Here is an 18,379-nt window from a genome sequence, read left to right as displayed (position 1 = left end):
GAATTCACAGAGGGGGGAACGTCATGGGGACGATAACCAAAACGAGGAAATATATAGGTAAACGGAATCGTCTGGATAAGCCGGAGCTGTTGGCTCCTGCCGGAAATCTGGAAAAGCTGAAGTTTGCCGTTCACTATGGCGCGGATGCTGTATATATTGGTGGACAAAAATATGGTCTGCGTTCGAACGCCGATAATTTCAGTTTTGAAGAAATGCGCGAAGGTGTAGAATTTGCCAACAAGTACGGTGCTAAGGTGCTTGTGGCCACCAATATCTATGCCCACAATGAAGATATTGCCGGAATCGAGGAATACTTGCGCAATCTGTACGAGGCAGGAATTCATGCCGTTATTGTCGCTGACCCGGCTATTGTATCCGTGGCATTGCGTGCTGTTCCTGGATTGGAAGTGCATTTGAGCACACAGCAGTCCACGCTGAACTGGCAAGCGGTAAAGTTTTGGAAAAACGAGGGACTACCGCGTGTGGTACTGGGTCGTGAGACCAGTCTAGAGGAAATCGAAGAAATTAAAAAGCATGTGGACATCGAAATCGAAGCATTCGTCCATGGTGCAATGTGCTCTTCATTTTCTGGTCGCTGTGTGTTGTCCAATCACTTTACAGACCGTGATTCCAATCGTGGGGGATGTTGTCAGTCTTGCCGCTGGAAATACGATTTATTTGAGGATGCCCGCCCAGGTGAGGTTTGGATATCTGAGGAAGAGGCACAGGACAGCAATGCACTGAAACAGTTCCAACTCGGTGTTAACCAGCTTCCACTGTTTGAAGAGAGCGATAATGCTTTTTCTATGGGTTCCAAGGATCTGTGTATGATTGAAAATGTCCCTGATCTGATTGATGTAGGTGTAGACAGTTTTAAAGTAGAGGGACGTATGAAGTCTATCCACTATGTGGCTACGGTCGTGAATGTCTATCGTCAAGCGATTGATTCCTATATGGCTGATCCTGAAAATTATGTGCTCAAACCAGAATGGATTGAAGAAATTAACAAGGCAGCCAATCGCCCGCTGAATACAGGATTTTTCTACGATACACCGGATCATGAGGATCATATTTATGAGCCGGAAGAAAAAGCAGTCCCTTATGATTTTGCTGGACTGGTCATGGACTACGATGCCGAGAGTGGCATCGCAACTATTCAACAACGGAACCATTTTAAACCCGGTCATGAAATTGAATTTTTCGGCCCGAACGGAACATTTTTTAAACAAACGGTCGGAACGATCTGGGATGAGGAAGGCAACGAATTGGATGCTGCTCGTCACCCGCTTCAACGAATTAGAATGAAGGTAGATCAACCCGTATCGTATTTTGATATGATGCGTAAAAAGAAGTAAATAAGCCTTAAGTCACAGACGAAAAGATTCAAAAGCCTCTCCTATCGGTTGGAGAGGCTTTTTTTTGAATAGTTTTCTAGGAAAAAAGTTTCACTAAATTTAGTTGATACTCAAAGGAAAGCTACATTCCTTGTCGAATAGTTCCGATAGAAGTTATATAGATAATAGATACATAATGGATGACGTGGAATTAGAAACTAATTATATGGTGGCAGGTGAGAGGAATGGGTTTACGGAAAAAAGAGGGGAATACAGTAAAAAGGCAACCCAAGAAAACGGATCAAATGCAGGGTTTGAAAGGCAGTAAAGTGACCATGGAAAAAGGGGAACAAACGGGTGCGGTGTCTTCGAAGGTTGCCCCCTGGGTAGCTAAAGCGACTCGTAAAGGTACACACAATTTAAAGCGTTTACTTAAGCCGGAAAGGTACAGTAAAGATTTCATGCATTTGGTCAAAAACTATAATCCGATACGTTCGGTTGGAATGAAGTTGTTTCTGATCTTTTTTGCGGCAATTATGTTATTTGTGGTCAGCTTGGGGATGCTCTCATACTACAAGGCTAAAAGTACGATTGAGCAAAATGCAGCTACGGCTTATCAGCAGACCGTTCAGCAAACTTCAGAAAAGCTTGATATTATTCTAGAGCGCTTTCAAGATACATCGACACAGGTATTTTTCGATACTGAATTAAGTGATCAGTTGCAAAAGGCTGTAAAGCAAGATAAAAATCCCTTTGCATCTTTTGTTGCTATGGGCGAAGTGAATAAGAAGCTAACGAATCTTGCTTTTACGAATAAAGCGATTGATTCAATGTACTTGTACCCGGAAGAAACCAATTTAGCTGCTATGGGCACCGGAACACAAAAGGATGTACGGCAGGAAGCGTGGTTTAAGGATATTTTGAAAAACAAGGGAATGGTTTGGCTACCTACGCAGGTGAATGACAATGGTAGCAAGACCTTTCGTCTGGCACGCTCCATGAACAGCATGTCCGGGTTGGGAGGGACTTATGTTCTGGTTATGGATTTAAAGTCCAGTGCGGTGGAGGACGAGTTAAAAGGTATTAATTTGGGCTCAGGCAGTATGATTAGCCTTGTGACAGACAAGGGTGAGTTTGTAGGCTCTAACAATGAGAGCTTGACAGGAGGGAAGACAAAGCTGGATTACGTTTCCAAGCTTGAAGGAATCGAAGGAAATCAAATTATGGAGCAGGAAGCAGACGGCAAAAAGCAAAGTGTGCTTGCGGTTCATAATACGCTGGGAACTTCCAAGTGGATTCTCGTGGGTGTAGTACCTGTATCTGAGCTGGTGAGAGACGCTAAGGGGATTCTAACCACAACCTGGATATTTGCTGCAGTGGCTGCACTCATTGCATTGTTCATTGGCCTGTGGATCGTGCGCCTCGTGGCTCGTCCATTGACACATCTGAAGGATTTAATGGTCGAAGGCGCCAAAGGCAACTTGCAAATCCGAACGAACTATAAGGCTCAGGATGAAATTGGGCAGTTGTCAGAAAGCTTTGATATGATGATGGAGCAAATTACATTGCTGGTACAACAGACGAATGCCTCAGCTCAGGAAGTTCTGAATACAGCGATTGAACTAGGCGATGCCTCGAAGAAGACAGCCATTTCAGCCAAAGAAATTGCAGCAGCAACGGAAGAGATTGCTCACGGCGCCGCCAGTTTGGCAACAGAGGCTGAACGTGGCAGCGGACTAACCGGGAATATATCTCAGCAAATGGATACGGTGATGGCTTCCAATTATGAAATGAGTCTGGTCGCACAAGAAGTTGAACAATCCAGTGAAAAAGGGACCATTCAGCTGAAAAATCTATTGGGCAAGACTCGGGTTACGGAAGAAACTACACATGCTCTGGTGGGCAAAGTAGATGAACTGAAGCAGACAACTTCGGATGTATTTAAGGTGCTGGACGTACTACAGGATATTGCGAAACAAACGAATATTCTATCACTGAATGCGACGATTGAAGCGGCACGAGCGGGGACGGCGGGGCGTGGTTTTATGGTGGTAGCTAATGAAGTTCGGCAGTTGGCTGAACAATCACGTCAAGCTATTCGTACGGCTACAGGCATTACTAACAACATCGTCAATGAAATGAATGAAACGGTACAGGCATTATCTGAGGTGTACCCGCTGTTCCGGGAACAGATGGGAGCCGTGCAGGAAACAACGGACATTTTCCAATCGGTGCAGCAGCAAATGGGAGAGTTCGCGCTACGATTGGGAACGGTCACTGCCTCCATTCATCATCTGAGTGAATCCCAGACCACTTTGTCCGAGGCAATGACCAATGTAAGTGCGGTGGCCGAGCAATCCTCGGCTACTTCGCAGGAAGTCGCTTCGCTCAGCACTGAGCAGGCCAATATTGGTAATCAACTGGTAGGTTTGTCGGATAAGCTGGAAGGAGTATCGGTGAATTTGAAGGAACAGCTTTCGCGGTTTACGGTGTAGATATAACAAAACCATGGGAATCAGGATTGTCACTGATCACCGTGGTTTTGTACTTTTTATTAGTGGATGTGCTTAAAAATCCCTCAAGAAGGAAAGCAAAAGATGAATACAAACACAAAGGTAGCTTGGGTTGTGCTGGCCATTACTATTTTTATTACGGTTTTTTATTCATTAGACGAGATTTTAGATTGGAGTCCAGAAGCAGACATCACAAGATACAAATAAATTCGGAAACCCATTCACGTTAAAAGTTGAGTGGGTTTTCTTTTTCAACTACAGGACATACTACTGGAAAAATGATGAAAGAAGGATGGGTGTGCCGAGGCGTGGTAGCAGTTTCATTCGAAAACGTCGAATTGCATATATGGCCTTGGGGGTGATGGCGCTACTGCTGATTTTATTATTCCGACTGGCTTGGATTCAGGGGACAGCGGGCATTCATATGTCTGTTTATGGAGGGCATTCGCTTAAGGAAATGTCAGCACGTCAGCGACAGGAGGGCATTTCTATCGACTCTGGACGTGGACAGTTTACGGACCGGCATGGGCAACCCTTGACTGGCGGAGTCGTATGGGCGCCATTGCTTTTTCCCGATGTAGATGGCAAAGCGGCTATACATGGCGAAGAACTGGCTAAGCTACTGCGTACGAACAAGAATCAACTACTGACACGCTGGAAAGGACTGCAATCCCCGCTCATATGGCGTGATGGGGGCGGAGAGCCCGTACAAATCAATCCGCATGAAGCAGGCAAGCTGCTGAAGCTAGCCCCCTCGCTTATTGAGCTTGTACCTTATGCGAAACGTTACAGGGATTTGCCCAATGGCAGGCAATGGCTTGGCTTTCTGTATGAACGTGCCGACCGAGCGAGTGAACTGCCGATGGGGGCAGCCGGGCTGGAAAGAACGTTGGAGCCGCTGCTGAGCGGCGTCGGTGAAACGTTCGTCTCCCGATTTGTAGATGCGCAGCGTCGTCCATTGACTCATGTACCGCTGCGTGTCAGTGCTCCATCCAATGGTCACTATCCATTACAGGTACAGACTACAATTGATCTACCTATACAGGAACAGATTGAAAAGCTGACGGAATCTAGTCATTTGGCAGAAGGGGCGGTGGTAGTGCTTGATGCAGGCAACGCGGATGTACTGGCGATGGTGTCTCGTCCTTTTTATAATCCCGGTCATGTTGATCCCCAGCAAAAAACAGACTGGTCTAATCGTGCCCTCAAGGCGATAACGCCTGGTTCTATTTTTAAGTTGGTTACGGCTGCTGCTGCACTTGAATCAGGTGTTGTCCAACCGCAGGAACAATTCCATTGTCATGGAACTTATGGCAAGTACGGTTTGGCTTGCTGGAAAAAAGAAGGACACGGTACCCTGAACCTGGAGGAAGGGCTTGGCGTATCCTGTAATAGTGTGTTCGCTCATCTCGGTGAACGGCTTAATCCTGAGCAAATTCAGGCCACAGCCTCTGCATTGGGATTGGGCCGAACTGTGGGCTGGCAGGAGCGGAATCTTGCGGGGCTACCTCAATTCAGACCACTGGATCACGAAGAAAAGGGAGCCGTATTCGGCTCCCATACAAACGCGTCTGATCCGGGCGTACGTGTACAGACAGCTATCGGTCAGCGCGATGTGCTGGTAACGCCTCTCCAAGCTGCTAATCTCATCGTCACCTTGCTGCACGATGGTCAAGTACGTGCACCACGCATTGTAAAACGCATTAGCTACGCAGACGGTAGCACCTTACTGGAACTACCTACTCATGCTGTACCTTCATCCGAGGGTAGTCGCTCGATTCAGACATCGACGGCTCGCATGCTTCGTGAAGCAATGGAAAAGGTTGTGACACAGGGGACGGGTGCCTCCTTGCGTAATAAATCATGGAATCTGGCCGGCAAATCAGGTACCGCCCAAGCTTTGAAGAACGGTCACCCTATCAATCACCAGTGGTTTATAGGGTATGGTCCGATAGAGCGGCCTCGTTATGCGGTCGCCGTCCTTGTGCAAAATGCTTCAACACATTCTACAAATCAAGCTACAGCACTGTTCGGTCAAGTAATGGATCTACTAGCTCAATCTTCCTCAGTTCCACGAGTAGCTACACGATCTTCCTCCTGAATTTTGACGATAAAAGGAGGCTCATCAAATTCCTCTGTCGGAAACCGAATCCATTGTTGCAGATAACCTTGCTGCCACAATTCCTTGAGCAAAATGATCAGAATTGGGGACAGGATTAATCCGGCCAATCCGAAGATGGATAACGATATAATGGCAAAGGAAAGCATCAGATAGGCAGATGAAACACCGATGGAGTTACCAGTAATTTTAGGCTCTGCCAGCTGGCGGACGATAACCGTGACAGCCATGACAATAAGCAACCCTACAGCCAGGCCAGTATTGCCTGTGATGAACAAATACACGGCCCACGGAATAAAAATAACAGGCACACCCAACAAGGGCAGGATATCAAACAAAGCTGCCACGAGCGCCAACGATAGGGCATTATCCACTTGCAAAATGAGTAAACCTATAAATACGAGAACAAAGGTAATCCCTACCAATAGAGCTTGAGCTTTGAGAAAGGCGGAGATGGCTTTTAGTACGTGATTTTTCAGAAAAAGGTAAGCCGTTTTTAGTGTCTTGGGTGTTTTACTACGAGCAATGCCCTTCCAAAGATTAATTTCCATACTTAAAAAGAACGCTAAAATGATCGCAATGGCAAAGTTGCCCATAAAAACAGTGAAAGAACTGAGGAACTGTATGAAAAAGGATAATCCTAGCTGTGCCCATTTCGTAGCAATGGTGGTGGCAGTCGCAAAATAATCATTTACACGTTCGGTAACACCCGGAGGTAAAGCAGCAATTTTATCTTGAGAAAGATGAAGATACCGCGTGAATTCCGTTTGGATAATCTGCGTATAATGTGGGAGGTTTTGCGCGACTTTCGTAAATTGCGTAACCAGAATCAGGCCCAATCCGAAAAAAATAGCAAGTAAAAGGATGATAAACAGCAATACGGAGAGCGCAGACGCGAAGGGCTTCTTCATTCCCTTGCGATGAAAATAACGAGCGGCAGGTTCAATGCACCAGAACACGACAAACGAAAGGAACACAGGTGCGGCAAGTTGATAGAGTTTGCTGGATACGAACATAATTAAATACACGGTTAATACGATCAGACCGATATCAAAAACGGTACGCCAATATTTTTTGTACAATGGAAGCATATGTATACAACGACTCCTTTTAGATTTTTATTTATTGTACACTAAATTGGACCTCAATGCTGACCATATGCAATAGCGAAATCTCGGCATGTTTACGTCATTGTGATAACATATAAGTAAGTGAGTTTTCCTCAGGAAGCCTGCTTGGGGAGTTCAGAATAGAAAAGTGGGGATAAAACGTGCAGACTCTGCTGTTATGGATGTTTTACATTTCAACTTTTTATGCTTTTATTCCGGCGCTGGTTAGTCGTATATTTGGTTTCCGGGTGTTCAGGCGCGGCAAAAGTGAGCAAGAATATGCACTCACCTTTGATGATGGTCCTGATCCAGTGTATACATCACAGCTGCTTGATTTACTGAAGCGTTTTGATGCCAAGGCTACTTTTTTTGTTGTTGGGATGAATGCAGAAAAATACCCTGAACTTCTGAAACGCATGCATGATGAAGGTCATCTAATCGGTATTCATAATTATGTGCACAAATCGAATTGGCTTATGCGGCCTGTTACGGTCAGAAGACAAATTGCCCAGACAGAGTCAGTCATTCGTCGAGTAACTGGCGAGGGAACGACCTTTTATCGCCCACCTTGGGGGATAGTGAACTTTTTTGATATTTCCAACACCCATGGTCGTCGAATCGTATTATGGTCCTCCATGTTCGGAGATTGGAAGGCAAGCATTGGAGCGAAACAATTGGCGGAGAGAATGCTAAAAAAGCTGAGGGGGGGCGAGGTGATGCTGCTCCATGACTGTGGTACGACATTGGGGGCAGACGCGGAAGCGCCCCAGAATATGCTAATCGCACTGGAGAAGCTGCTGAGGGTCGCCCAAGAACGACAATTGCGCAGCGTACGGGTGGATACATTGTTTTGCCGTCAGTCTGTCAATCAACCTACTGCCTCCGAGATGTTCAGTACGAGCTGGTCAAAAAGAACGCTGGTATGTGGATGGCTCCAGTATGAGCGGCTATTCCATGTTTTGTTTCGTCTTCGTCCCGTAAGTCAGGAGGATACGATCTTTTATTATCGTCGCCGTATCTATCATGGGCCAAATGTAAATATGGAGAACAGCAGGTGGCTAGAAAAAGGGGACCCGGTAATCGAGCTTCATTTTGATAATAAAAAGTTATTTCAATTGGGGTCGACGGCAAAGTCGATGGTACATCTAGCTATTCAATTGATTCGGATTGTGAAAAAACAACTTCCTGATCTGGCCCAACGCATTGTACATGATTCTGAAATGAAGGGTGTAAAGGCGATCTATGCAGTAAGTATGATTCATCGGGGACCAGAGAAGTTGGGATTTCAAGTTCGGGAGCTTCCCAAAGGACTGTTCAAGCATGTGTCCACTGTATATCTAAAGCTGTTATTTCGTGTTATTCATCCTTCGGGTTCAGAGCAATTGAGTGAAAAAAAAGATGTAATGGTACCGAAACTGATTGTGATGCCAATGGATACCTTGTTTGACCGTTTTCATCAGGGAGACTCACACTGCTCAGACGAAGCTCTTGAGCAAACTGATCAGAGGGATGTTGTCCATACACTCAACTGTGAAGTGACCGAAGAGGCTAATCCTGTTCAGACATCAGTCAGGGCTTCACAAGCAGCGGATACAGGATCAAGCAATTGACCTAATAAAAAAAGCCTCTCGATCCTTTGTTAGGGGTCGGGAGGCTTTTTAGCCGTTCATAAAGCATATCTTGGCAAAGCATTTAGATTTTCATAATTCCGCCGTTACTTGCGTTCGTCACCAGCTTGGAATAACGTGCCAGGTAACCCGTTTTCACCTTCGGCTCAAAGCCTTTCCAGTTGGCGCGACGACGTTCGAATTCTTCGTCCGTAATGTGGAGCTCAATCTTACGATTGTTCAAGTCCAGCTCAATGATATCGCCGTCCTCAACAAAAGCGATAGGTCCGCCTTCTGCGGCTTCGGGGGAAATATGACCGATGGAGATACCACGGGAAGCACCTGAGAAGCGTCCGTCTGTAATCAGACCCACCTTGGCACCAAGCCCCATGCCCACGATTTGTGAAGTTGGAGCGAGCATTTCAGGCATACCAGGTCCGCCCTTTGGACCTTCATAACGGATAACAACAACGTGTCCTTCATTAATTTTACCGTTGGCGATACCTGCCAGTGCATCTTCCTGTGAATCAAAGCAGATAGCAGGACCTTTGTGATAACCACCAACCGAAGGATCAACTGCACCGACTTTAATGATGGAGCCTTGCGGTGCCAGATTACCGAATAATACAGCCAGACCGCCACGTTCGGAATACGGGTTGTCCAGTTTATGGATAACGTTAGTGTCCAGAATTTCCTGACCCTCTACGTTTTCACGAATGGTTTTTCCGGTTACAGTAATACAGTCACCATGCAGTGCGCCCGGTTTCTTCAACAATTCATTTAGCACTGCGCTTACGCCGCCTGCATTATGAACATCCTCGATATGATAGTCGGAAGCAGGTGCCAATTTGGACAAATGAGGTACGCGGTTTGCGACTTCATTAATACGTTCGATAGGGTAGTCAACTTCTGCTTCATGGGCAAGTGCCAATGTATGCAATACGGTATTCGTGGAACCGCCCATTGCCATATCCAGTGCAAATGCATTATCAATAGCTTCTTTAGTCACGATATCACGTGGTTTAAGATCCAGCTTAATCAATTCCATTAATTGGCGTGCAGATTGTTTAACGAATTCTTTACGTTCTTCTGCTACAGCGAGAATGGTGCCGTTACCCGGCATAGCCAGACCCATCGCTTCTGCAAGACAGTTCATGGAATTCGCTGTGAACATCCCTGAACAGGAGCCACATGTCGGACAGCCATATTGTTCTAATTCAAGCAAGCTTTGATCGTCGATTTTACCAGCCTGATATGCACCTACGCCTTCAAAGACGGAGGTCAGGGAAATAGAGCGTCCGTTCTTGTCTTTACCAGCTTTCATAGGACCGCCGCTGACGAAAATAGTTGGAATGTTAACGCGCAATGCGCCCATCATCATGCCAGGGGTAATTTTATCACAGTTAGGAATACAAACCATGCCGTCAAACCAGTGAGCGGAAACGACAGTTTCCAGAGAGTCAGCTATGATTTCACGGCTCGGCAGAGAATAACGCATACCGATGTGCCCCATGGCAATGCCGTCATCTACACCGATGGTGTTAAACTCAAATGGTACACCGCCTGCCTCACGAATGGCTTGCTTGACAATTTTGCCAAATTCCTGTAAATGGACGTGGCCCGGTACGATATCAATATACGAGTTGCATACCGCAATAAACGGTTTGTCAAAATCTTCTTCCTTGACACCCGCTGCACGCAGCAAGCTGCGGTGAGGAGCGCGGTCAAAGCCTTTTTTAATCATATCGGAACGCATTTTCGTCTTAGCTGTCATGATGCTGGTTTCCCCCCAAAGTATAAAAATAGTATGGCGTTCAATGGACGCCGTGATAGCGCAGATGTTTTCTAAAGAGTCTATCATAGATGTGAGCTTTTTTCTACATATATGAAGATTTTGAAAAAGTACAAGAAGTGTTCTGTAATCAACAATATATAGATATGACCAGTTTTATTTGTCTATATATTGCATTTAGAAGAGGTTAGAATGTGATTCTATTAGAAATATATATACTGATAGGTTTGCGTATCAGGTAAAATATGAAAGAGCCCATTCCTCAATAAAGCGGATGGGCTCAGGCTTGTTTTATGTTAAAGGAGGGCGGAAGAGGACAATACACCTTAATTTCTGCCGCCTTTACGACCGATGTCTCTGTAGAAATTTTTGTCATGCGACTCAGCTGTAGCATCGCCGCCCTTTTTGCCGATTTCCTGATAAAATTCTTTATCATGAGAGTTTGCGGTTGCTTCCCCGCCTTTTTTACCAATCTCCTGATAAAATTCCTTATTGTGCTTCTTGGAAGTAGCTTCTCCACCCATACGACCTGCTTCTTCGCGACTCATTTTCCCCTGATTTTGATTACGTGCCATTACAAATCACTCCTTAATAAAAAAGTTGTTTTTTGTTGCGCGCATCCTTTACTTACCACATCACGCCTGTATGAAACAGGCTCCAAGTGGAGTAGAGAGAGGGTAGACTCGCTTACATGTTCGTCTGTGAGTGGGTTGTCGCGTGTTCAATGTTAAATAAAAAAGGGATAAAAAGATTACGCGGACCGTCTAAAAGGATAAGGAGCTGGCTTTAGCATCCACTCTACCTGTGGCTCAATCAGAGGTCTTGTTGCAGTTCGAACCCAAGGCATGGTCAACATACAGCACAGACCTGCAGCACATACTACAATCAACATGACTTCCACTGGAGTATCTATATATTCGTAGACTCCCTTTGCAACGACGGTACGGACGATCAAGCCATGGAGTAAAAAGACATATAGTGTCCGTCTTCCCATCTCAGTTATACGTCCTGTCACGGCCGGAACAAAGCTTAGAAACGCCATCGATGCTATCCATTGAACTCCATAAATGCCGATGCGGTAAATTCCTGCGTACCATTCGGTATGGCCCAATTCACCGTAAGTCATATTACCATACAGCCAGCCTGCCGGGATGCCGAAATACGACGTTCCCGCCAGTATCATAAGCAGAAGAGATACAATGCCAGCGATTATGCGGACTGGTGTTGTGAAGAACCGTCGAACGTCCGCATAATTCAAATGATAACCTGCTACAAAGTAAGGTAAATAAACAAAGGTTCTGCATACGCTCAGCCATATACCATCCACAGGGAGATACCCGACAAGGATACCCAGCAGCACGGATATACCCAATTGGAGGACAGGTGGTATTTTCTGAAAAGTCAGCATCAGCAGTCTCCAACAGATATGGCTGGCAAGGAACCAGAGGAGCAGATAAGGAGCAAAGAACGAATGATGGATATGGGGAACGTGGAAGAGTGCAACATCCAAGATCGAATAAAGAGATTGAAAAATAAGATATTGCATACCGATCTGAAGCAGAACTTTTTGGCCTGCGGGTCCGGTCAAAGATGATTTGGCAAAGTAGCCTGTAACGAGTACAAACAACGGCATATGGAACATGAATATCCAGCTGAACCATTGTTGGGCAATATGAAGTGAACCGACTAGAGGCTCCAGAGCATTTCCTGCAAATACGCATATGATCAACAGAAATCGCAGATTGAGAAAGAAGCTTTCCCCTTGTACATCATGGCTTGTCGTCATGTGTTTCCCTCCGAACGGCTTCTGCCGACTAAACTATTTAAAAAATAATTCTTTACAAGGAACAAGGTACGATACTCTGGACTTTATCATTGTGATTTTTTTCACAACAGTAAGCGCTACCATGTCCTTATTATGTGGCGAAAGCTTGAACACGGGACAAAGATGGGCTAATACCTGGAAATGTATGCTGATTTGACCCTGTATGTACAACGATGTTACCCTAACAAGGCTATAGTTATGCTGATGAATACAGCGACACATTTTATATTCAAATTACGAATTTCGAGGTACAAAAGGCGAAAGGAACTTTTACAATGAGAAGAAGAACAAGAAGATCATACAATTCATATGGGACACGTGGTCCTCGGAAAATATGGAAAATTCTCTTAGGCATCCTGATTGTCATTGTACTGATCGCAGGGTGGGGGGCATGGAAGGTATTTACGCCTTATCAGCCTGATGAGACGGCTGCTGCTGCATTAGCCGAAGTAGCGGATGCTGTGAAAGTAAATGAACAAGAACATTGGGTTGGTTTTGAGCCTGTAAAAAGAAGCGGAACTGGTGTCATTTTGTATCCAGGGGCGTTGGTGAAGCCCGAAAGTTATGCGCCCTTGGCACGCCGTCTGGCGGAAAAGGGTCATCATGTGATCATTGCAAAAATGCCACTGAACCTTGCTTTGATCTCCCCGGATTTAGCGAATGAAGTGCTAAAGGCATATCCGAAAGAAGCGTTTGTTATTGGAGGCCATTCGTTAGGCGGTGTGATGGCGGCCCGATATGCAGCTGCACATCCTGATCAGGTCAAAGGTGTATTTTTCCTCGCCTCCTACCCGGATAACAAGGGTAATTTAAAGGATAAAAATCTGCCCGTTATTTCTCTACTGGGAAGTGATGATGGAGTCGTCCAGATGGAAAATGTTCAAAGTGGAAGAACTTATTTACCAGCCAACACGCTGTATTTTACAGTTGAAGGGGGGAATCATGCCCAATTCGGCAGTTATGGTGTCCAAAAAGGGGATAATCCTGCAAAAATTAGCGCTGCCGAGCAATGGAATCAGACGGTAACGGCTTTACAGGACTGGATGAAAGAGAGTGTGGATGTGGCTGCTAAGAATCAGTAAAGGAGGTGTGCTGCATGTCTGAGCTGATCGTGCAGGGGGAGCGGTACCCATGCCGTGGTATTTTATTAGATAAAGATGGAACGTTGCTGGATTTTATTCAGTTGTGGGGCCCCTGGGCTCGTTCTATACTGGATATGATGGAGCAGCATCTTACCGTGGCAGGTGCCGGTTTTACGGTGGAAAAAGGTACCGTTCTAGGTACTGTTCACGATCAGGAGGGACGTGTGATCGGTTACGACCCTTCTGGCCCGCTGGCCATGGGGACGGTGGACGAAAGTACGGGGGTACTGGCTTGGCAGCTTTATAATACTGGTGTACCGTGGAATGAAGCGGTCCGGCTTGTCCGCGACTTTAATAAAACGGCCATGGCTGATATTCGGCGACATCGGGCAGCGAAGGTGTTTCCAGGGTTGCGGACATTGCTGGAGCAAAGCCGCCATGCCGGGCTGAAGCTAGCGGTTGTGACCTCTGACAGTACAGAGGCTGCACAGGAGCATTTGGAGTGGATGGGGCTGACATCCTATTTTGATGAGATTATCGGACATGATAGGGTTACATATGGTAAGCCTGACCCGGAAATGGCTGAAAAAGCCTGCGCATTACTAGGCTTGTCGCCGGCGGACGTGGTAGTCATCGGAGACAGCAATGGGGACATGCAGATGGGCAAACGTGCCGGAGTGCGGCTCGCTATTGGATTTGCGCCAGAAGCAGAACGTTCTGGTCATTTGCTGGATGCCGATAAGGTTGTTCGTGGATATGAAGAACTGGAGGTGCGTAGGGTATGAAAGTTAATACGTTGGCGGAATGGATACAGCAATCGCAGAATATTGTTTTTTTCGGCGGTGCAGGCACATCGACGGAAAGTGGTATTCCGGATTTTCGTTCGGCAGCTGGCCTGTATCAAAGTGAGGAGAAATTGCCTTATTCGCCTGAGGTTATGCTGAGCCGTTCATTTTTTGTGAAGCATCCTGAAGTGTTCTTTGACTTCTATCGCAGCAAAATGCTGCATCCCGATGCGGAGCCGAACGGTTGTCATCATTTCCTCGCGTCATTGGAAAAGCAAGGCCGTCTAAAAGCGGTTGTGACCCAAAATATTGACGGCTTACATCAGGCTGCCGGCAGTGTGAATGTATTGGAACTTCACGGCTCGGTGCATCGGAACCAATGTATGGAATGCGGACGCTTTTACAGCCTAGATGAAGTGATGAACAGCTCTGAGGTTGTACCTAAATGTCCAATAGATGGAGGAATTATCAAACCGGATGTCGTTTTATATGAGGAGGAGCTGAATCAGGATACCATTATTCAATCCGTTCAGGCTATTTCGCAGGCTGATCTGCTGTTAATTGGAGGAACGTCGCTGACAGTACATCCTGCTGCGGGCTTGATTACTTATTTTCGTGGTAAACATACGGTGCTGCTGAATACAGATCCCACCTCGTATGATCATAAGGCGGATCTTTTGATCACCGATCCAATCGGTAAAGTTATGGAAAAACTTGCTCATCAATTAGGTCTGTAATCGTTTTCTTGTCAACGCCTGGATAAAAGCGCTATGATGATGTTGTGATGGACATTACAATGTTTCGAGAGAGGGTGGGATAGCATGGTTTATTTAGCTGGCGAAGATCGTTATGAAACTATGAAATATAACCGTACAGGGAGATCAGGTCTAAAACTGCCCGCTATTTCGCTGGGCTTGTGGCACAATTTTGGCGGGATTAACAACGCGGAGAATGGCCGTAGCATGATTACTCGCTCCTTTGATCTGGGAATTACGCATTTTGATTTAGCTAATAACTATGGCCCTCCTGCGGGATCAGCTGAGGAATTTTTTGGACAAGTATTAGCCAGTGATATGAAACCGTACCGGGATGAGTTGGTCATCTCCACCAAAGCGGGCTACAATATGTGGGCAGGGCCTTATGGTGACTGGGGATCTCGCAAGTATATGATATCTAGTCTGGATCAGAGCCTGAAGCGGATGGGGCTGGACTATGTCGACATATTCTACTCTCACCGATTTGATCCTGATACGCCGCTGGAAGAAACGATGGGAGCACTGGATCATATCGTACGATCCGGCAAAGCGCTGTATGTGGGTGTGTCCAATTATAGTGCGGAGCAAACAGCAGAAGCAGCTCGCATTCTGAAGGAGCTGGGAACACCGCTTCTGATTCATCAGCCGAAATACTCCTTGCTCGACCGCTGGATTGAAAACGGATTACAAGATGTACTGGACGAAAACGGGGTAGGCAGCATTGCCTTTTGCCCGCTGGCGCAGGGATTGCTGACCAATAAATATTTGAACGGAATTCCCGAGGATTCACGTGCAGCGAGTACTTCGGTTTTCCTGAATGAGAACCATGTGACGCCAGAGACACTTCGCAAGGTACGCGCCCTGAATCAGATGGCTGCTGCACGCGGACAAAGTTTGGCTCAATTTTCGCTGGCCTGGGCTCTGCGCGGCGAACGTCTGACCTCTGTCTTGATTGGGGCAAGCCGTGTAAGCCAAATTGAAGAAAATGTTGCTACCTTATCCAATCTGGACTTTTCTCAGGAGGAATTGGATCGGATTGATTCGATTCTGAATGCCGGGAACTGACAGGACGGCGGCACAGCCTAATGGTGAAAGTTAATTTGTAGTCATCGGCCTAATTTCGTGTTCTCTTATACAATATAAATTAACAGCCCGTATCCGTTTGAAGGATGCGGGCTGTTTAAGTCTGTTTTACGACTGTGGATACTGCTTAACCTTGCTTCGGTACTCGGTTGGAGACTGACCACAGAAGCGTTTGAATTGACGTGAGAAATATAAGGCATCGGTTAGTCCGACCGAAGCGGCCACTTGCTCTACCGATAGTTCCGGACGCTCACGCAGCAGTTGACGTGATTTGTCGATTCTTAGCTTAAGCAGATAGGTAACGGGGGAGATCCCCGTTTCCTTTTTAAATATCCGTGACAAATACGCACGATTATAACCAAGTCCTTCAGACATTTGCTCAATGGAAACGGGGTGTGCGTACTGAGTGGACATATATTGAACCATCTGCTTGACTGTACGTTGAATTTGCGAATCCGCCCCGGACGGATCAGTCCAGTCACTCAGGTAATTGCCTGCTTCCCCCATAATCAGATACAAATACCCCAAGGCTGATAGATGAGAACTAGATTTTCTGCTATAAAAGGCCAATTGCATTTGCTCCAAATAACCGGGAATGGGACTTTGATCGGAAGCATGAAAGACAGGCTGGTGAACACGTAGCCCGGCCTCCTGCACCACCTGCTCAGTATGGTGCCCGGTAAACGCAGACCAACGATAACGCCACGGTTCCTCTTCATCAGAGGTATAGCTCACCAGCTGACCGGGATGAATAAGGAAAAAATCGTTTTCTTCAAGCTGATATGTGTGCTGTTCCGTTCGGAAGATACCTCTGCCCGATTCTACAAAGTGTAGCAGATAGTAATCATAGATTTTCGGCCCCACGGCATGACCGGATTTGGTTTGGCTCTCTCCTGCAAAAAGCACATGCAGCGGGCTATTTTCATAAAACACCGGATTAGAGGCGACGGCATAACTATATGAATGCGCTTGCAAAATAGGGTCATCCTTCCTGCATTTGTGAATGGTTTAGCGGATGCGGTATACTTACATTGTACATATCCAAGTCACATTTATCCATAGCTTAAACACATGGATGCATTACATTGTGTGACGCTTTCATTTATACTGAAATCATAAGAGATGTCAACCTGATTAAGATGTTACAGGGAAATCAGGGAGACCTTTACTAACGGTATATGAGGTGGATGCGGATATGAACTCTACTGAATTAAAGAAACATTTTATTGAAAAATATGGTGAAAGCAGCAATGAACTGCGGATATTTCATGCACCTGGACGTGTCAATCTGATTGGAGAGCATATCGACTATAACGGTGGTTATGTACTCCCGGCTGCGCTGGAATTCGGAACGACGCTAATCCTTCGTGCGCGCAATGATGATGAAATTCATTTTGCTTCGACAAACCTGTCGTATGAAGTGTCTATCCCCCGTGGAGAAATAGGTAAAAACAAAACGGATGAGTGGGTGGACTATCCGGTGGGTGTGCTGGTGGAGTTGGCTGAAAAGGGAGTTCATCCGTCTAACGGATATGACCTGCTCTATCATGGAGAAATACCGAATGGTGCTGGATTATCCTCCTCAGCCTCCATTGAGGTTGTTACAGGATACGCGTTCCTCACGATCGAAAAACAGGAAACAGATACGGTCGAAATCGCTTTGTTGTCCCAGCGGGCAGAAAACAATTACGTTGGTGTCAATTGCGGTATTATGGACCAGTTCGCTGTAGCGAACGGAGCAGCTGATCATGCAATTCTGCTGATGTGCGATACGTTGGAGTACCGTAAAGTGCCATTCCGCACGGGGGCTTATAAGCTCGTGATCGGCAATACAAACAAGCGTCGCGGTTTGGTGGACTCAGCCTATAACGAGCGTCGTAGCCAGTGTGCCGAAGCACTGTCCATTTTACAGCAGCAGGAGCCATCACTGGAATACCTCGCTCAGCTGGATGAGGCACGTTTCGGAGAGCTTCAGCATCACATCGCGGACCAAACAGTGCGTCGGCGGGCACAGCATGTGGTGGAGGAAAACGCTCGTGTGTTGGCCTCTGTCGATGCTCTCGCAGCGAATGAACTTGCAGCTTTTGGTCAGTTAATGAATGCTTCTCATGATTCATTGCGCGATTTGTATGAGGTCAGCTGCACGGAGCTGGACGTCATGGTTGAAGAAGCACGACGCATTCCTGGCACGCTGGGTGCTCGTATGACAGGAGCCGGATTTGGAGGTTGTACGGTTTCATTGGTTCATGAGGACGATGTGGAACGTTTTGTGAAGGAAGTCGGCGAAGCTTATCAGACCCGCACAGGGCTGGAAGCCAGCTTTTATGTATGCAAGGCAGGAGACGGAGTAAAAGAACTGAAGGAGGACGAATAAC

At 46.3% G+C, this 18,379-nt stretch carries 14 protein-coding genes; 9 read left to right on the top strand and 5 right to left on the bottom strand.

What is annotated here, in order from left to right:
* Window positions 1-23: 23 nt before the first annotated feature.
* From AOU00_RS06125 to AOU00_RS06115, 3 genes are all read left to right on the top strand, one after another.
* A complete protein-coding gene (locus AOU00_RS06125) occupies window positions 24-1,355 on the top strand; it encodes a peptidase U32 family protein (RefSeq protein WP_061829277.1) in 1,332 nt (443 codons plus the stop codon).
* Window positions 1,356-1,579: 224 nt separating this feature from the next.
* Window positions 1,580-3,829, top strand: coding sequence for a methyl-accepting chemotaxis protein (locus AOU00_RS06120; RefSeq protein ID WP_061829276.1), 2,250 nt, complete (start codon window positions 1,580-1,582; stop codon window positions 3,827-3,829).
* Window positions 3,830-4,139: 310 nt separating this feature from the next.
* Window positions 4,140-5,948 (top strand): peptidoglycan D,D-transpeptidase FtsI family protein, encoded by a 1,809-nt coding sequence (locus tag AOU00_RS06115; RefSeq protein ID WP_069290185.1) that lies wholly within the window; start codon window positions 4,140-4,142, stop codon window positions 5,946-5,948.
* On the opposite strand, the gene AOU00_RS06110 is transcribed toward AOU00_RS06115, so the two are convergent.
* Window positions 5,903-7,057, bottom strand: coding sequence for an AI-2E family transporter (locus AOU00_RS06110; protein ID WP_069290184.1), 1,155 nt, complete (start codon window positions 7,055-7,057; stop codon window positions 5,903-5,905). The genes AOU00_RS06115 and AOU00_RS06110 overlap by 46 nt on opposite strands.
* A 179-nt stretch (window positions 7,058-7,236) precedes the next feature.
* On the opposite strand from AOU00_RS06110, the gene AOU00_RS06105 reads away from it, so the two are divergent.
* Window positions 7,237-8,685 carry a polysaccharide deacetylase family protein gene (locus AOU00_RS06105; RefSeq protein WP_061829273.1) on the top strand — a complete coding sequence of 483 codons (1,449 nt, stop codon included), beginning with the start codon at window positions 7,237-7,239 and terminating at the stop codon, window positions 8,683-8,685.
* Between the two features lie 82 nt (window positions 8,686-8,767).
* On the opposite strand, the gene ilvD is transcribed toward AOU00_RS06105, so the two are convergent.
* The 3 genes from ilvD to AOU00_RS06090 all read right to left on the bottom strand — a co-directional run bounded on the left by ilvD (window position 8,768) and on the right by AOU00_RS06090 (window position 12,260).
* Window positions 8,768-10,456, bottom strand: a complete 1,689-nt coding sequence (ilvD, locus tag AOU00_RS06100; protein WP_023989895.1) for a dihydroxy-acid dehydratase — start codon at window positions 10,454-10,456, stop codon at window positions 8,768-8,770.
* A gap of 344 nt (window positions 10,457-10,800) precedes the next feature.
* Window positions 10,801-11,049 (bottom strand): KGG domain-containing protein, encoded by a 249-nt coding sequence (locus AOU00_RS06095; RefSeq protein ID WP_023989894.1) that lies wholly within the window; start codon window positions 11,047-11,049, stop codon window positions 10,801-10,803.
* A 176-nt stretch (window positions 11,050-11,225) separates the two neighbouring features.
* Window positions 11,226-12,260 (bottom strand): acyltransferase family protein, encoded by a 1,035-nt coding sequence (locus AOU00_RS06090; RefSeq protein WP_061829272.1) that lies wholly within the window; start codon window positions 12,258-12,260, stop codon window positions 11,226-11,228.
* Window positions 12,261-12,574: 314 nt separating this feature from the next.
* Here AOU00_RS06090 and AOU00_RS06085 point away from each other — a divergent pair, with 314 nt between their 5' ends.
* The 4 genes from AOU00_RS06085 to mgrA all read left to right on the top strand — a co-directional run bounded on the left by AOU00_RS06085 (window position 12,575) and on the right by mgrA (window position 15,986).
* Window positions 12,575-13,381, top strand: coding sequence for an alpha/beta fold hydrolase (locus AOU00_RS06085; protein ID WP_061829271.1), 807 nt, complete (start codon window positions 12,575-12,577; stop codon window positions 13,379-13,381).
* Between the two features lie 14 nt (window positions 13,382-13,395).
* Window positions 13,396-14,166, top strand: a complete 771-nt coding sequence (locus AOU00_RS06080) for an HAD family hydrolase (protein WP_061829270.1) — start codon at window positions 13,396-13,398, stop codon at window positions 14,164-14,166.
* Window positions 14,163-14,903 carry an NAD-dependent protein deacylase gene (locus AOU00_RS06075; RefSeq protein WP_061829269.1) on the top strand — a complete coding sequence of 247 codons (741 nt, stop codon included), beginning with the start codon at window positions 14,163-14,165 and terminating at the stop codon, window positions 14,901-14,903. Before AOU00_RS06080 ends, AOU00_RS06075 begins: the two co-directional genes overlap by 4 nt.
* 84 nt (window positions 14,904-14,987) lie before the next feature.
* Entirely contained in the window at window positions 14,988-15,986 is a 999-nt protein-coding gene (mgrA, locus tag AOU00_RS06070; RefSeq protein WP_061829268.1) for an L-glyceraldehyde 3-phosphate reductase, read from the top strand.
* 126 nt (window positions 15,987-16,112) lie between these two features.
* Here the strand turns inward: mgrA and AOU00_RS06065 are convergent, their stop codons facing one another.
* Window positions 16,113-16,979 (bottom strand): AraC family transcriptional regulator, encoded by an 867-nt coding sequence (locus tag AOU00_RS06065; protein ID WP_069290183.1) that lies wholly within the window; start codon window positions 16,977-16,979, stop codon window positions 16,113-16,115.
* 220 nt (window positions 16,980-17,199) lie between these two features.
* Here AOU00_RS06065 and AOU00_RS06060 point away from each other — a divergent pair, with 220 nt between their 5' ends.
* On the top strand, window positions 17,200-18,378 hold the full coding sequence (locus AOU00_RS06060) for a galactokinase (RefSeq protein ID WP_069290182.1): 1,179 nt from the start codon (window positions 17,200-17,202) through the stop codon (window positions 18,376-18,378).
* Window position 18,379: the final 1 nt, after the last annotated feature.

Origin of the sequence: Paenibacillus polymyxa, from assembly GCF_001719045.1 — a bacterium.
Lineage (GTDB): Bacteria > Bacillota > Bacilli > Paenibacillales > Paenibacillaceae > Paenibacillus > Paenibacillus polymyxa_B.
Note: the sequence above shows the minus strand (reverse complement) of the source record. Positions and strands in the feature narration are given on the sequence as shown.

What these genes read in the sequence shown, in the direction of transcription:
- AOU00_RS06125 (WP_061829277.1), top strand. Translation starts at nt 24, where the DNA reads ATGGGGACGATAACCAAAACGAGGAAATATATAGGTAAACGGAATCGT.
- AOU00_RS06120 (WP_061829276.1), top strand. Translation starts at nt 1,580, where the DNA reads ATGGGTTTACGGAAAAAAGAGGGGAATACAGTAAAAAGGCAACCCAAG.
- AOU00_RS06115 (WP_069290185.1), top strand. Translation starts at nt 4,140, where the DNA reads ATGGGTGTGCCGAGGCGTGGTAGCAGTTTCATTCGAAAACGTCGAATT.
- AOU00_RS06110 (WP_069290184.1), bottom strand. Translation starts at nt 7,057, where the DNA reads ATGCTTCCATTGTACAAAAAATATTGGCGTACCGTTTTTGATATCGGT.
- ilvD (WP_023989895.1), bottom strand. Translation starts at nt 10,456, where the DNA reads ATGACAGCTAAGACGAAAATGCGTTCCGATATGATTAAAAAAGGCTTT.
- AOU00_RS06095 (WP_023989894.1), bottom strand. Translation starts at nt 11,049, where the DNA reads ATGGCACGTAATCAAAATCAGGGGAAAATGAGTCGCGAAGAAGCAGGT.
- AOU00_RS06090 (WP_061829272.1), bottom strand. Translation starts at nt 12,260, where the DNA reads ATGACGACAAGCCATGATGTACAAGGGGAAAGCTTCTTTCTCAATCTG.
- AOU00_RS06085 (WP_061829271.1), top strand. Translation starts at nt 12,575, where the DNA reads ATGAGAAGAAGAACAAGAAGATCATACAATTCATATGGGACACGTGGT.
- AOU00_RS06080 (WP_061829270.1), top strand. Translation starts at nt 13,396, where the DNA reads ATGTCTGAGCTGATCGTGCAGGGGGAGCGGTACCCATGCCGTGGTATT.
- AOU00_RS06075 (WP_061829269.1), top strand. Translation starts at nt 14,163, where the DNA reads ATGAAAGTTAATACGTTGGCGGAATGGATACAGCAATCGCAGAATATT.
- mgrA (WP_061829268.1), top strand. Translation starts at nt 14,988, where the DNA reads ATGGTTTATTTAGCTGGCGAAGATCGTTATGAAACTATGAAATATAAC.
- AOU00_RS06060 (WP_069290182.1), top strand. Translation starts at nt 17,200, where the DNA reads ATGAACTCTACTGAATTAAAGAAACATTTTATTGAAAAATATGGTGAA.